We start from the raw sequence: 15,307 nt of genomic DNA, 5'->3' as shown, positions 1-15,307 counted from the left end.
AGTGAGAGTGCATCAACCTCAGCAAGTGAGAGTGCATCAACATCAACAAGTGTTAGCGAGTCAGAATCAACCAGCGTAAGCGAGTCTGAGAGCGCATCCGCTAGTGCAAGCTCATCAGGAACACCAGTTGTTCCTACTGTTGTACCTGGTGGCCCTGTATCTCCTGCAGATGAAGGCGCTGTAGCAGCACCTGCTCCTGCTGGAGCTGTCCTTGGAGCAACCAGAGAAATAGAAGGCGATGGTGCCGCAGTTCTCGGTGCAAGAAGAGGAAGAACAGGTGACGAGACAAATACTGTTAGCAAAGTAGCAGCAATTGGTGCAGCAGCTATCGGTGCAGTCGCAGTAGCTTCCCGCAAAAAGGAAGAGGAGTAACTTAATATTGCCACTAATCTATTCGTAATATAAAATATAAGGAGGCAGATGCATTAGCATATGCCTCCTTACTTTTACTTTGAAGAAGTCAGAGGATAGGCATGAAACGAGATAAGAAAAACAACAACTATAATGTTTTGCCGGGAAGGTTTTTCTACACTTTGTGTATCGTATGCATATATATTTTGGGCCGCAAAGTTCCGATACCATGGATCATGACCTCGGATGTCCCTACTGATTCCCTGTTTGCATATACGGAGAGTATCCTTGGAACTGATGTCAGCAGAGGAACCATATTTTCGCTTGGAATAAGCCCCTGGGTCACATCAATGATCCTGATGCAGATATTGTCATCTTTTTTTAGAGGTAAGGACAGGATCATTTCAAAGGCTTTTTTGAGGCGTATTACGCTGATTGTCACAATATTTATGGCGCTAATACAGGCCGGTTCCCTTATGGATAAGTTTACATTCAGGGAGGACATTTTTCCTAATATATGGATGGCAGAGATTGCTACTGTTATAACTCTTGTGGGAGGTACATTCGCTGTCATAGCTCTTGGTGAGAGCATTACTCAGTCCGGAATAGCTGGAACTTCAGCACTAATTTTTGTAAATATTCTTACAACATTCAGGAACAATCTGATTTCATATCTTTATGAGCCGCAGTGGACAGATGTCACCAGGCAGACCATTCTTCTGTTTGGAGTTGCTCCCGCAGCATATCTGATCTTCATTGTCTTTGCCACTACGTTGTTTGAAAGAGCCGAGCTCAGGATTCCTGTCTATCGCGTATTGATAAACAACGATCTCGCAGATGAGAATTATATTGCTATCAAGCTCAACCCTGCGGGAACAATGCCTGTCATGTTTGCAATGACTTTCTTTATGATTCCACACTATATAGCCGAGCTTTTGCTTAAAATCTGGCCGGATCATGCGTTTTTAACTGCTGTTAGCGTAAAATTAAGCCTGGAAAACTATATAGGTATTCTGTTTTATCTACTGATGGCTATTATTTTGAATTTTGGATTTTCTTTCATAATGATAAATCCTTCAGAACTTACAAAACAATTTTTGGAGGGCGGTGACTGTATTGCAGGCATGCGCCCGGGAAAAGAAACACATAAGTTTATAAATAGAAACATCAGGTTTTGTGCATTTCTAAGCTGCATAATGCAGTGCCTGATGGTAGGAATTCCACTGTTTATAAAAGCAGCAAACAGTTCCAGTTCAAAGATGTTTCAGATGCCTGTTACCATGATCATACTTACAGGTATATCGCTGAATGTCTTTGAAGAGATCAGGGTTTATAGAAATTTTCGTGACTATAAAACTTTTCTGTGAGGTCTTTTTATGTATTATTTCATTCCATCCTGGTATGCATCTGATGAATCATGGAAAATGCCAGCCAGGGAGTGGTATAGGGTTGGCAAGGAGTCTGAATTCGATGATACCGTAAACCACATAAGTATGTTTCGAAGCGAGGGCGTGGATGTGGGACTCATCTCTCTGGGATATGGTCCCCAGACCAGGTATTTCCTGCACAGACAGGGAATATGGCCCATAAAGAACTGGAATGCTTTTGATCGTCTTCAGAACACTTCCGGGGATACACCCTGCACTTTTTCCTACAGAGACCTAAACTGGCCTGAGAACATTGAATGGATGCTTAGCCCATTCCTTGTAGCCGGTTATGTTGATGGGGAGCTGTATGCCGAAGTGGATTTTGGACAACACGGGAACCTTCTGAAAATTAATCTTTTTTCTGAGGGAAAAATGAACGAGACTCTATATAGACGACAGAGGCTTTATGTCCAGTATTATGAAATGGAATGGAAATAATCCTGGGGAGCAGCTCTTTTATAACAGAACCGGGGAGCTTCAGTTTACCATAAAATATCCTGAAAAGAGTGTTGTAGTGGAACAGACAGCTGAATATAGGACAAAGCGCAGTAAGTACGCCGTAATAGACGACCTTATTATGGAAGTACTTAAAGCTAAAATGTCACAGCTTGATAAAAAGAAAGACGTGGTACATATTGCAGCTGATGAAAGGCACAACCGCATGGTTATGGAAGCTGCAAAAGGCTGCGTCATGGTCATGTCATTTTATGGTGATCGATATAACATAGAGAATAAAGAACAGCTGAAAAAGGACACAAAGGGCGCGAGTCTTATCATAACTGATACAGAGCAGCTGGCATCCAGAATAAATGAGAAGGTAAAGGTCGGCAGCAGGATAATGGATATCTCGCCTTTTGATACAAGACTTTCTCTGGGGAAGAGTCAACAGATTAGAGAACTAAAGGTCTTTTTCCCGCAGGATGGAATGGTGGAGCCGATACGGTCCAGGGGTATCATGCAGATGCTTAATCTTCTACAGGAGGATGAGAGAATCATGCTGATTGTTGGTACCAAGGATACCTCGGATGCAGCTATCAGAAAACTCAAGGATGAGATGAAAGAAAAGGCAGCCACCCTTGAAGGAACTCCAATCTATGTCTATGATGACGCTGATCAGATTGCGTTAGGTGAGAACGAGGCCGGGGAGAAAGAGAATAAGAGAGAACCGCAGATCTTCATACAGACCTACACCAATGAGTCGGATGTCATGTCCATACTGAAAGATATCAGACTAGTTGTAGATATAAGGGACGATCCTGACCAGTATATACAGATTGCTGGAATCTCCGTGGGGATTCCACAGATTAACTACCGAACCACAAGATATATCGAGGATCAGAAGAACGGCTATATGATACACAACATCGCCCATCTCAAAGAGGCTATGAGCTATTATCTGGAGGGGCTTGCCCACTGGAATGAGGCACTTGTGTACTGTGTAAGCCAGGCCGAGAACTATGCAGCGGGTAAACTTGTCGCTAACATGAGAAAGCGGATAGAGAATGGATTATAACATCAATCTTCTTCATATCGGATTACTTGATACTAAAGCTAAATATGTGCTTCCACCACAGGTCAACTGGCATCATATTTCGCCTTCTGAGTGTGCAGAAATACCGGAGCTAATCAAAAACAGAGAGCTTCCTTCCTTTGAAGTGGTACTTCTGGAGGAAGAGATAAGCGAAATATATGAGATGGAGAGCGCCATTGAGCCATACTCCCTGATACTTTGTCATAACAAGGATAGCAACTTGAGCTTCGAATTTGTAAATCTTATCGGTAGAAAGATGGGGGTTGTCATTGACGATGCAATGGCTAATGAATTTTTTCGACGACTTCCACAGAGGTTTTTCGGCGGTCAGTATGGGGCAAAACTGCATACATTTGATGCTGATATATCAAGACGCTTTGTTAATGAAATTTATTTTGATGGAAACCGTAGCGTATGCATGGAGGGTGATTTTGGAAACAACTGGTCATCCCTGGTAACCTGGAGGTATAATGTCCCACTTGACAAGGGCGAACCGCTGGAGTTGTGGCTTGAGTATACAAAAGATGAAGCGGTGGACATAAGGCTTGTTGTCAGGAGCATTGTTTCAGGTAGTCTTGATGAGGTGGCTTTTACCTGGATCTTTGAGGATGAACTTAAAAATCCTGATGAGACAATGTTGCTGGAAGATAGTGGCATGAAAACTGTTTTGGCGTTCTCGCTTCAGGTAAGGGGGAAAGGCCGGATAAATGTTGGAAATCTTCATTTTAGGTACAGTCATCTGGGTTTTGGGGTCCTAAAGACAGGAGGGGACAAAAGACAAGATGCTTCAAAGGAAGAAATCATAAGTTACTTTGACCCCATGGACAGAAAACCTCCATTATGTGTTTATTTTTCAGGTTACAGGACTGCTGAGGGCTTTGAGGGATACTACATGATGAAGGCATTGGGAGCACCATTTTTACTGTTGGGAGACCCAAGGCTGGAAGGCGGAGCTTTCTATATGGGCAGCAAAGAGTATGAAGAGCAGATAAAGGATATTATCAGGAGTACCCTTGATAAGCTGGGGTTTACAAATCAGCAGCTGGTTCTCTCAGGCATATCTATGGGGTCAACCGGAGCACTGTATTACAGCCCTGATTTTCTACCTTATCAGGTAATAGTTGGGAAGCCCCTTGCCAACCTGGGAAGCATAGCTTATAACGAAAAATATCACAGACCGGGAGGCTTCCCCACATCTCTGGATGTCCTTAAGGGCATCGCAGGGGGGATTGGACCGGCGCAGATAAAGGAAGGAAACGATATTTTTTGGGATAAGTTCGATAGCGCGGACTTTTCCAATACCAGATTTGCCATCTCATATATGAGAGAAGACGACTATGATCTCACGGGTTATGAGGATCTGGTAAATCATCTTTCCAGTAAAGAAATCACTATATACGGAAAGGGAATGACCGGGAGACACAACGATAATACCGCAGGCGTTGTTGAGTGGTTCAGATCGAGGTATGTCAGGGTCTTCAAGGACTCATTTAACAGGGATATCACATGAAGGCAGAAAACTCCATAATATACTCAGTTCGCTGGGACAATCTGGCATCTGACTCCTACCTTTATGGCAGCAGCATTGTTTTTGAACCTGATGGAACGGTGAATTTCTCTAATTTACTAATGCCTCCGGGTAGTGTCATCAGAAAGTGGCAGTCAGATCTCAATTATCAGGCGAAAAGACATGAGCCACAGCTTCCGATTCTTGAAGAGGGAGAGAAGTACGAGATCAGAAGCTATGTACGCTATAAACCTGAAGGCAGCGTAAAACTCAGATTCAGGTTTTTAGACCGACAGGGTGAGGAGGCAGGAATAGTCTTCATAGATGATAGTACTGCTGAGCTGGAGTGCCCCAAGGGGGCATTTGCCTATGATCTTGAGCTCATAAATGCCGGTGCAAAGGAACTGATATTTCATCATATCGAGATTCAGAAGAAATCTAAAGCTGAAAAGAATGTCAGAATTATAGATCCGGACGCCTGCTTGTACATCATAGTACTTGAGCCTACAGGAAGCAGTTATATTCTCCCCCGGGAACGGATTCTTCTCAGGTTCAGGAATCGTGTGATACTGACCTGCGAGGGAGCTGACGCCATTGCCCTGAACAGCAGCGTCATAGATGGACTTCAGCTGGACACCAGACAGGAAGAGATTGCCGTCATAGGCTATGGCGAAAAATCCAATGAGAGTGCTGCAATATTTGCCAATCGTCTGGGCAAAAATGTAAAACTCTATACATATGGAAGCTCCTCAAGAAAGCTTAAAGGCAGGTTGGAAAATATAGTGTATGGGGAAAACAAAGGGCAAAAGAATGATCTGGTAAAATCCCTCATGGATCCCTTAAGCGACAAGACAGGAAGACTTTTTAAAGGCAAATTCACATAATCATTTATGAAAAAGATAAAGTCCTACAACAAAATCCTGAAAAAAATAAATAAATTGGCATCGAAAATGAAAGCCTTGTCTGAAAGTGAGCTGAGCGGTTTAACTGCCACTTTTAAGGAAAGGCTTAATAAGGGTGAGAGTCTTGATAAGATAATGATCGATGCCTATGCTGCGATTCGTGAGGCTGCTGACAGGGTACTGGGCATGTATCCAAGAGATGTGCAGGTTCTTGGTGCTATTGCGCTGCATCAGGGCAAGATAGCTGAGATGAAGACCGGAGAAGGCAAGACCCTTGTGGCAGCAATGCCGCTGTACTTAAATGCCCTTACCGGAAAGAGCACCATACTGGTCACCATGAACAACTATCTGGCATGCCGTGACGGCAAGCAGATGGGCGAACTGTTTAAGTTCATGGGACTTACTACAAGTGTTGGTGTAAAAGAGGATATGGCTGAAATGCTTACTCTTGAAGAAAAAAAGGCAGCTTATGCAGCTGATATCCTGTACACTACAAATGGTGCACTAGGTTTTGACTATCTGACGGAAAACCTGGGGGAAACTAAAAACGACAGGTTCCTGCGTCCATATTATTACGTCATAATTGATGAAGCTGACGCAGTACTTTTAGATAGTGCACAGATGCCTCTTGTTATTTCAGGAGCCCCAAGAGTTCTTTCAAACATGTACGAGACAGCTGATTTGTTTGTGACTACCTTAAGTGAAGGGGACTATGAGGTTGACGAAAAGCGCAAAAAGGTATATCTGACCGATGTGGGTATAGATAAGGCACAGCTCTTTTACTCCAAGGAGGACCTCTTTGCAGAGGAAAACTTTGAGCTGGTAAGGCACATTATTCTGGCACTGAGAGCACATATGCTGAACATTTCACAGAAAGATTATCTGATAGAGGATGGTAAGATCAAACTCTTGGATGCCAGCTCCGGAAGAATCTTAGAGAACACCAAGCTCAGGCAGGGACAGCACCAGGCAATCGAAGCAAAGGAACATGTTGAGATAACACAGGAGAGCAGAGCTATGGCATCTATCACCTATCAGGCTCTCTTCAACCTGTTCCCAAAGATTGCGGGAATGTCAGGAACCGCTGCCGATGATACAGCTGAGTTTATGGATGTCTATGGACTTGATGTGGTGAGAATCCCGACTTATAAACCGGTGCGAAGGAAAGACCTCAGGAACCTTTGTTTTTACAACAAAAGAGATCAGATTGATGCAGCACTTTTGGAAACTGAAAAGATTCATGAGGAAGGCAGGCCTGTGCTCCTTATTGCCGATGCTATTGATGTTTCGCAGGAATGTTCTGACAAGCTTCTAAAAAAGGGCATTCCTCACAATGTGCTCAATGCCTACAATGTGGCCAAGGAGGCTGACATAATAAAAGAAGCCGGGCAGCGTGGAGCTGTGACTATCGCCACATCAGTGGCTGGTAGGGGGACAGATATAAGACTTGGTGAAGGCGTTAATGATCTGGGTGGTCTTGCCGTCATAGGCGTTGGAATAGCTGCAAACCTCAGGTCAGAGAAACAGGCCAGGGGACGTTCCGGAAGGCAGGGAGATAACGGTACCAGTATTTTCTATACATCACTTGAAGACCAGCTGGTAAAGGACTATGGTGCAGAGAAGCTACAGGACCTTGCTGAGAGAGGCAGTGGTCAGGTGAAGACCAGATGGCTGGCGTTTCAGATCCGTAAGGCACAGAGAAACTGTGAGCTTGCTGGAAAAGAAGGCAGAGAAAACACCACCCAGTTTGCTGAGAGCAGCAAAATCCAGAGGACCCTTATTTATTCCTTGAGGAATAGTATAATAGATATGGAGAACATGGATGAGGAGTATCTTCTTGGCGTACAGGAGCATGTGATAGACGAGTTCCTTAAAGAATATAAGAAGATGCCTGCTGTAGCTGATGTGGTGCGTTTCATACTTGACCATATATGCTACGACATTAAATCGAGACCTAATGAAAATGATATGCATGACAAAAAGAGCCTGAAAAAATATCTCATGGATGTTTCAAAATCGAGACTGGAAGATCAGATAGGGAAACTGAAAAGTGATATGCAAAAAGTATATTTTTATAAGATAATGACTCTGAAGGCTCTGGACGACAATTGGATAGAACAGGTTGACTATATGCAGCAGCTAAGACTTTCCATCAGTGGAAGGTCCTATGCCCAGAGAAATATCATGTATGAATATCACAAGGAAGCTCACGCTTCATTCATGAGGATGGTAGAGAACGTCAAGGTTGGAATGATGCGCAATATCCTTCTGGGCGAGCTTCAGGAAATCAAAGACGGCAAAATAAAGGTTATTAATCCATAAAACATGGGGGCAGTGAAAATGACTGTTTACAACATCAATCAGGGAATTGGCTGGGCCAGCAGCGGCGTTGAATATGCCCAGTCATACAGAGGAAAGATACTCAGGGAACTTGGAATCCCCGCAAAATTTATCTTTACAGATATCATGCGTGGAGACAACATCCAGGAAATGACACAGGCATTGTATTTTGAGGACGATGAGGTCATCTGGCTTTACGAGTTTTACACGGATTTTACTATTGAACCATGCTCTCTTAAAGAGGAGGATATCGCACCTTCTTTTCCCGCAGGTGATTACACGATAAATGTTTTATCCCCTGCGAAGAAGCAGTATGTCTATAAGGAAGATAACAGGTTCCTGACTGTCTTTTTTTCAAGGACCAATCCGGATAAGGTGTGTAAGGTAGAATTTGTTGACGAAGGATTCCTTATAAGGACAGATTATTATACCTCCGGAAAGGTTTTTTCTGAGTACTCAGCGCCTTTTGAGGGGCAGGCCAGGGTATATATGCGAAGATTCTTTAACAGAGACGGTTCTACAGCCTTTGAAGAATATCTTACTTATACCTCTAATAAAGATATGTGGGAAAAGAGCTGTCTATACAAGTTTCCTGATAAAATCTTTTACTCCAAGATGGAACTTGCTGAGGATTTCATGAAGAGACTCCCCATGGAGGATGGCGATATCATAATTGCTGACAGGACAACGCTTATGGGACAGGCAATATTCAAATGTCGCGGAAACCACAAGCTTGGAGTAGTTATACATGCTGAGCACTTCAGCGAGAACATGACTGACGAGGATAATATCCTTTGGAATAATTTTTATGAATATCCTTTTCATCATTCGGAAGAGGTGGATTTCTTTATCACATCCACTGAGAAACAGAAAGAGAATATGGAAAGGCAGTTCAAAAAGTATTTTGACAGGAAGCCCAAAATTGTGGCAATCCCTGTTGGAAGTCTCGATAAACTCAGACGCCCCGAGAATGCAAGAAAGACCCATGCGCTATGTACTGTTTCCCGTCTTGCTCCTGAGAAACATATAGACTGGATTGTCAGAGCAGTGGTGGAGGCAAGGAAAAAAGTACCGGACCTGACCCTCGATATTTTTGGAAGGGGCGTTGAGGAGAAAAGAATAACTGATATCATAAAGGAGAACAATGCCGGAGACTATATAAAGCTCAGGGGCCACCAAAAGATGGATGAGCTATACAAAGATTACAGCGGATATATCGCAGGTTCTACCAGCGAGGGCTTTGGCCTTTCTCTTATGGAGGCAGTTGGCTCGGGACTTCCCATGATCGGGCTTGATGTGCCCTATGGCAATCAGACTTTTATTGAGGATGGCAAAAACGGGTATCTAATACCATACACTAAGGATGAGGTTCTTGACAGCAAGGCTCTGATCTTGGAATTTGCTGACAGGATAGATAAGCTCTTTAACGAGGATCATGTGTCGGAATTCTCCATGCACTCTTATATAATCGCTGAAGATTTCCTGACAGAGAAGATTGAAAAGAAAATGAAGACGCTTTTGGAGGAATTATGATAATTCTTGCAGATCAGATAAACAATTATTCGGAGAAACTGATAGAATCCATAAAGAACTGTCAGTTTGACTGTCCTGCCATCAGTGTACTGTACGATGGCTTCCATCCTGAGGGAGTAGAGTCACCATACAGCTATTATATTGGGGATTATAAGGCTGAAGGCAAGCCTCTGTTTTTTAGTCGTCTTGAGCGACCATCCCATCAGGAGATAAAATCTGATGCAGGCAATGCAATTATTTATGAAAATAATACTATCAGATCCAGAGTTTATTATGCTGAGCCCAAGGAAAAGAGATTTATCAGGATAGTTGATGAGGTGGATGAGGCAGGGAAAGTCAGGTGGTCAGATCATTACAACCGCTTTGGTAGGTGCTTTGCAAGAACTACCCTTAACAATGAGAAGATGCTCTTTAAGACCTACTTTGACCAGGATGGAAAAGAAAAAATCGTGGAGAATTTTGCCACCGGTCACATAATCCTTAAGAAAGACAAAAACGAAGTGTTCTTTAAGAACAAGACTGATTTCGTTGTCTATTATCTTAAGGAGAGAGGTTATGATCTTGACAGGATCTTATACAATTCTCTTTCAACACCTTTCTTTGTGTCTGAAAAGCTGCAGCAACAGGGAATTTCCGGAAATGATGTCCTTTTCTGGCAGGAGGGTATAAAGGATGATATTCCCCAGAATATGAAGAATATCTTTAATAATAAGGACTGCAGGACCAAAAAGATAGCCGTCATGTATCGCCGGGTCTTTGAACGTATGGAAAGCCTGAATTTGGATAAAGGAAAATACGGTCTTCTTGGCTATCATTATGATTTCAAGAAAGAGAATACCGGAAAAAAGGAAGTGGTGATCTTTACCAATTCAGATGATGTGGAGAACCTGGAGGACATTATTAAAGCGCTGCCTGACTTTATGATACACGTGGCAGCAGTTACGGAGATGAGCAATAAGCTCTTGTCTCTGGACCGCTACGAAAACGTAAGGCTCTATCCCAATGTTCGCGAAAAGAGAGCAACGGAGCTGTTTGAAAACTGTGATTTCATGCTTGATATAAACCGTGGCAAGGAGATACTGGGAGCCGGAGAGAGAGCATTCTTACATAATCATCTGATTCTGGCCTTTAAGGATGTGATGCACAATGATCATGTTGTATCAGAGCAGCTGAGGTTTAAGGCAGGTGACTATGAACTGCTCACGGAAACACTTAAGAAAGCTGCTGAGGATGAAGAGCTGCGCAGGGAGCTTATAGAACAACAGCACGCCCATGCTATGAGTGAGACGAAAGAGAGTTATAATGAATTTTTGAAAATCTAAATGCATTAAAATGGCGCAGCCCCGTAGGGCTGCGCCTTAATTATTATTGTATTAAGTTGGCGGTTTCGGCATCAATCTGAGCGAAGAGTTCATCGATGGTGGCATCGGATAAACCAAGCCTTTTTATTCTGAGACGGGTCTTTTCGTCTGGTATAGCATCTTCACGTCCAAATCGTATTATCTCTAATGCTGCTTTCTCAGTGGCTTCCGTAGCAATAGTTTTATTGTGAAGTTCTTCATTGTAATCCCAATATGTCATGTCTTGTACCTCTCTTCTGTGCTTTTCAAAAAAGGCTTTCAGGATGTCCTGGTCAATGCAATCCTGAATGGCATGATTAATAGCTGACTTGATTTCTTCCTCTTTATCATCAATGTCTTTCGGTATCTCTTTTATATATTTTCTCACGAGCGATACGAAAATGCTATAGCTTTTTAGGGTGTTGCAGGCATCCATGAGCTTTTGATTGTTGCCTTCGTTGATGTTGAGAACTGTGACAGTGAGCTCGATATCGGGAGTTGCTGTCTGCTTCTCAAATTGTTCGGAGAGGCGATAGATCTTTTCATCCGGAAGGGGTTCTGTGCCGTTGTAAAAGACATAGAATTTCGGAGTGGGTATCTTGACCAGTTTGGAAGCGTACAAGTCATCCTCCTGAGTGATTTTCTTGAGGAGTTTCGCAACGTAAAACAGGTCTCTCAGTGGCATGTTGGGGCATGGAGTTGACTGATGCTCGAATACATTTAGCTCATAGTTGAAGATGAATGAGACGTCATTCTTGACCTTTAGGAACGTGCTGTCGCCGATGGTGTTGATGATGATATCATCAGGGTTTGTGTGGTTTGAATTGTTCAGTGCATTGTAGAGTGACAGAAGCTCTTTTTTGTCGTTAAAGAGCATTCTAAAGACAGAGTCTTTGTACTTGGGGCTCGTTATTGAATTAGATGGCAATTGTTGATTCCTCCTTTGTGTTGCCTTTGTGATATCCAATGTATGCGCATACCTGGAATGATAGATGGCGAAGTGCCATAGAACGTGCTCAAGAGGAGCACAAAGGAGATATTATCACATGAGCATACCAAAAGTCTTTAAGACTTTATGAAGAATTCTTAAGATTTCCTTAAGGTGAGGGAGTCAAAGAGAACCGTCCCCATTGACTCAAAATGAGACAAAGTGAAACGTCCTCGGTGACTCACCCGGTGACTCAAGGAAAAGGCGCAGCCCCGGAGGGCTGCGCCTTTCTAAGAAGGATCTATGAAGTTAATCACTCTATAGTAAGAGAGAGTGAGTTGCCGATCTGGCCGCTGCCGATGCAGCCGAATTCTACGGATGATCCGCTTGGAATGGTTCTGTTCCAGTCAACGGGTGTGATAACGTAGTTGCTGTCCTGCTTGGTTACATTAACGTTCCAGGAGGAGTTCATGTTGAGCTGGCTTGTGGGAACCTTGAGAGTCCAGCTGTTTACTGTGTTTCCTGTGTTGTTGGTAACCTTAAAGCTTACCTGGTAGCCGCTGCCCCAGCTGTTGATGGAAGCTGTTGCTTCAAGGCCGGATGCTACAGGAGTTGGATCTGGCTGTGGCTCCGGCTCGGGCTCAGGAGTGGGCTCCGGCTCGGGCTCAGGAGTGGGCTCCGGCTCGGGAGTAGGTGTGGGCTGTGAAGATGAGCCGTTATCTACCTTTTCAAAGGACCACTGCTGGTTTGTGCCGCCGTTGTAGGTCCACTCGCAAACGTTGGTGCCGTCAGATGTCTTTTTCTCATAAACATCAAGTCCGCTGGCTCCGTTTGAGCACTTGGTTGCGATGGTATAAACTCCGCTATTTCCTGTCTCTTTTACCACAAATTTCTGTGGATCTCCGTCATAACTGCTGTAAATTCCAACATTGGTGCCATCTGCCGCGTCGCCGTAGGAAACATCGAGGCTGTAGCTGCCGAGCATGGTGGTCAGTGTGATGTAGCCGTCTGATGTGTTTGCAACGTACCACTTCTGACCGTCAACGCCTGTTCCGCTGCTGATGCATACATTTGCCCAGCTTGAGGAAGGATTGCCCTCAACTGACAGGTACTTCTGTGAAAGAGTGTTCTTGATATAATACCAGCCATCGTCGATGTGAGCTGTCTTAGTGCTTGGCTGTGGTGTAGGTGTGGGCTGTGGTGTTACGCTGCTGCCCTGGCCAAAGACATCTGTGTAGGCCTGGAGTACTTTGCTGTAGGCCTGCTTGGGCTGGCCGGGTCTTGAGAACAGAAGAGGAGCGGAATTGCTGATCCATGTTGTCTGGTCTGAAAGTCCCCACCATGTGATGCCTGTGATCTTACCGCCGTTCTTCTTGGCATTGTTGATGCCTTTGAAGAGGTTGTAAGCGTAGTTTGCCATATCTGAATCGCCCTTGTTGGTGATGTCCAGCTCTGTGATCTGAACTTCAAAACCTGCCTTTAAGAAGGAGTTGAGGGCGCTTACATAAGAATCTGCTGAAGGGAAGTTCGTTCCAAGGTGCGACTGCATTCCAATGCCGGCGCAGACTTTTTTGCCCTGGTTAATGTAATTCACAAGTGTGATTACGTTGTTAACTTCCATGTACGTATTGTAATCGTTGTAAAAGAGCTTTACCGAGTCCGTAAGACCGAAATAATCGAGACAGTCGTAGGCGTAGTTGAAAGCTTTTTTAACATAAGAAGCGTTTGTCTTGTTGTTGCCGTAAACTGCCTCCCAGCCTGAGTTTGAGGCGTGGATGACTTCGTTGGCAACGTCCCATGCATAGACAACACTGCCGTAATCGCTGAGGTAGACGTGGTTCATCACGGTCTTAACGTACATCTCAAGCCTGGCGTCCATGGTTGATGAATTGACAAAAGAGCTGTTTCCGTTATATCCGTTTCTGAAGAACCAGCTTGGTGTCTGAGAGTGCCAAACAAGCGTGTGAGCTCTCATCTTCAGACCGTTCTGGTAGCAGATCTTCATGACTTCATCGACTGTGCTGAAATTGATCTGCGGAACGTAGGATTCCTTGTAGCTGTCAGGGATGTAGTAGCCTCTGTTCTTGGCTTCGCTGACACTGATGAGTCTTGCGGAATTTCCAAGAAGTGCATCGGGCTTCATCTCGTTTTCAAGCGTTATGCTGTTGTACTGCTGTTTTAAAAGACTGAGCTGATTAGCGTCTCTGAGCTGGTAAAGATTGATACATGTTCCGGAATATCCGTACTGTGCACCATAGGTGTTGAGAAGGGTGTTATCAGCTGCCTGTGCGTCGACTTTGAAAGAAAGTCCGATGGAGCAAACAAGCATGATGAGCACCGTGAGCCTTGCAATGATGATCTTTGAATAATTTTTCATACATTTTCCCCACATTATTAAGTTTTATTTTTGTGTCTTTGCAGATATTGTTCCCCCAAACAATATTCGCGTCATCTAGCTAGCTCGAGCACTTTTATTGTAACAATTAGAAGCCGGAGGCACTTCTCAAAAAGTGCTGCCGGCTTGCCAGAAAATGCGATAAAATGTGAACTTTTGACGAATTCTGATTAAGTTCCAAAGACCTGATCCTTGAGCTTTTGGCCTGTTGGAGTGGTTGCAAGACCACCTTTAGCTGTCTCTTTTAAAGTGCTTGGAAGAGCTTCTCCTACTTCTCGCATGGCGTCCATGCACTCGTCTGCAGGGATCTTGGCCTGTATGCCGGCAAGTGCCATGTCTGCGCTGGAAAAAGCGATCATCAGGCTCGATACGTTGCGCTTGATACAAGGGATTTCCACAAGACCGGCCACGGGGTCGCAGACAAGGCCCATCTGGTTTGAGATGGCCATGGCGCAGGCATCGGAGCACTGCGCAGGTGTTCCACCCATGACTTCAACGAGAGCTGCAGCTGCCATGGCTGATGCGCTTCCGCATTCTGCCTGACATCCGCCCTGGGCTCCAGCGAGGCTTGAGCGGTTTGCGATGACCATTCCAACGGCTCCTGCAGTAAACATGGCCATTACAAGGTCTTTTTCCGGAAAAGCTCTGTCTTCGTAGAGGCTGACAAGGCATCCCGGGAGTACTCCGCAACTGCCGGCTGTTGGGGCTGCCACGATCTTGCCCATGGAGGCGTTACAGCCTGCTACTGCCAGGGCACGGGCAATCGCTTTGGACATGAAAGTTCCTGAAAGGCCGCCGTCAGCTCTTTTGACATATTCTGACATAAGGTAGCCTTCGCCACCTGTAAGGCCGGATGTGGAGCGCTGGTCCTTGCGCATACCGTCGGCTACGGAGTCCTTCATTATGCTGAAGTTAAGCTCCATCTGTTCATAGAGCTCAAGCTCTGATTTCTCCATGCTTTTGGCCTGGTCCTCAAGGACAAGTTCGCTTATTTTGATATTTCGTTTAGTGGCTTCGCTTACAAGTTCTGCCAAAGATTCGTATTTTAACATG

10 protein-coding genes and 1 pseudogene are annotated in these 15,307 nt (G+C 44.4%); 8 read left to right on the top strand and 3 right to left on the bottom strand.

Annotated features, from left to right (window positions below; genetic code table 11):
• The 8 genes and pseudogenes from G632_RS22145 to gtfB form a co-directional block, all read left to right on the top strand.
• Positions 1 to 372 (top strand): hypothetical protein (locus G632_RS22145; RefSeq protein WP_026512443.1); only part of this gene is annotated, 372 nt, incomplete at its 5' end.
• Between the two features lie 101 nt (positions 373 to 473).
• The gene (gene secY2, locus G632_RS0107075) at positions 474 to 1,718 is read left to right on the top strand and encodes an accessory Sec system protein translocase subunit SecY2 (RefSeq protein ID WP_022768325.1); all 1,245 of its coding nucleotides are present in this window, start codon (positions 474 to 476) and stop codon (positions 1,716 to 1,718) included.
• Between the two features lie 21 nt (positions 1,719 to 1,739).
• A pseudogene (gene asp1, locus G632_RS0107065) lies at positions 1,740 to 3,291 on the top strand (accessory Sec system protein Asp1); the annotation flags it as partial.
• A complete protein-coding gene (gene asp2 / locus G632_RS0107060) occupies positions 3,281 to 4,819 on the top strand; it encodes an accessory Sec system protein Asp2 (protein WP_022768322.1) in 1,539 nt (512 codons plus the stop codon). The pseudogene asp1 and the gene asp2, both read left to right, overlap by 11 nt.
• A complete protein-coding gene (gene asp3 / locus G632_RS21060; RefSeq protein WP_022768321.1) occupies positions 4,816 to 5,700 on the top strand; it encodes an accessory Sec system protein Asp3 in 885 nt (294 codons plus the stop codon). The genes asp2 and asp3 overlap by 4 nt, the downstream gene beginning before the upstream one ends.
• A 6-nt stretch (positions 5,701 to 5,706) precedes the next feature.
• The gene (gene secA2 / locus G632_RS0107050) at positions 5,707 to 8,040 is read left to right on the top strand and encodes an accessory Sec system translocase SecA2 (RefSeq protein ID WP_022768320.1); all 2,334 of its coding nucleotides are present in this window, start codon (positions 5,707 to 5,709) and stop codon (positions 8,038 to 8,040) included.
• 18 nt (positions 8,041 to 8,058) lie between these two features.
• On the top strand, positions 8,059 to 9,591 hold the full coding sequence (gene gtfA / locus G632_RS0107045) for an accessory Sec system glycosyltransferase GtfA (protein WP_022768319.1): 1,533 nt from the start codon (positions 8,059 to 8,061) through the stop codon (positions 9,589 to 9,591).
• Positions 9,588 to 10,913: an accessory Sec system glycosylation chaperone GtfB gene (gene gtfB, locus G632_RS0107040; protein WP_022768318.1), complete on the top strand. Its 1,326-nt coding sequence runs from the start codon at positions 9,588 to 9,590 to the stop codon at positions 10,911 to 10,913. Before gtfA ends, gtfB begins: the two co-directional genes overlap by 4 nt.
• Before the next feature lie 43 nt (positions 10,914 to 10,956).
• Here gtfB and G632_RS19180 read toward each other — a convergent pair whose 3' ends face one another.
• From G632_RS19180 to sdaAA, 3 genes are all read right to left on the bottom strand, one after another.
• Positions 10,957 to 11,859 (bottom strand): hypothetical protein, encoded by a 903-nt coding sequence (locus G632_RS19180; RefSeq protein WP_051154890.1) that lies wholly within the window; start codon positions 11,857 to 11,859, stop codon positions 10,957 to 10,959.
• A gap of 313 nt (positions 11,860 to 12,172) precedes the next feature.
• A complete protein-coding gene (locus tag G632_RS0107030) occupies positions 12,173 to 14,236 on the bottom strand; it encodes an endo-1,4-beta-xylanase (RefSeq protein WP_022768316.1) in 2,064 nt (687 codons plus the stop codon).
• Positions 14,237 to 14,424: 188 nt separating this feature from the next.
• Positions 14,425 to 15,306: an L-serine ammonia-lyase, iron-sulfur-dependent, subunit alpha gene (gene sdaAA / locus G632_RS0107025; protein WP_022768315.1), complete on the bottom strand. Its 882-nt coding sequence runs from the start codon at positions 15,304 to 15,306 to the stop codon at positions 14,425 to 14,427.
• Position 15,307 lies beyond the last annotated feature (1 nt).

Origin of the sequence: Butyrivibrio sp. NC2007 (assembly GCF_000421405.1) — a bacterium.
Lineage (GTDB): Bacteria > Bacillota > Clostridia > Lachnospirales > Lachnospiraceae > Butyrivibrio.
The sequence above is the reverse complement of the archived record's forward strand: the minus strand, read 5'-3'. Positions and strand labels throughout refer to the sequence as shown.